The sequence below is a fragment of the Mesorhizobium sp. M8A.F.Ca.ET.161.01.1.1 genome, from assembly GCF_004792105.1.
Classification (GTDB): Bacteria; Pseudomonadota; Alphaproteobacteria; order Rhizobiales; family Rhizobiaceae; genus Mesorhizobium.
The window spans coordinates 1-418 of record NZ_SRTD01000101.1 but is presented as its reverse complement, the minus strand read 5'-3'; the positions used below and the strand labels follow the sequence as shown (position 1 = coordinate 418).

Annotated in this window: 1 protein-coding gene; it reads left to right on the top strand. The window is 61.0% G+C overall.

Features of this window, described 5'->3' with window-relative positions; genetic code table 11:
* Positions 1–138: 138 nt before the first annotated feature.
* Positions 139–418 (top strand): hypothetical protein (locus EN804_RS34830; RefSeq protein ID WP_210237382.1); only part of this gene is annotated, 280 nt, incomplete at its 3' end.

Here is a 418-nt window from a genome sequence, read left to right as displayed (position 1 = left end):
CGATGCTCTCCATCGACACGCTGCGCATGGAGATCGCCCATGCGGTCGGCGTAGCCGTACCAGTTTTTTCCAGCTATGTCGGGCACAAGTATCTCTCCTTCCGCTGACCCCATTCGGACTTCCCCCCGGCACGTGTTGTTGTGGGGCACGTTCGACACGGGAAAGCCGCGCATCCGGATTCTGCGCGATGTCATCGAGGCCAGCGGCGCCAAACTGGAACAGGTTCACGCCAACGTATGGGGCGCGGTCGAAGACAAGTCACAGATTCGCGGCCTGCTCGCACCGCTGACCATTTTCTGGCGCATGCTGTTGGCGTATCCCACTCTGCTCTGGAGGCTCTGCAAGGCGCCCAGGCCTGATATCATCCTGGTGTCATACCCTGGCCTGCTCGATGCGGTCCTTGCTGCCGTAATTGGGC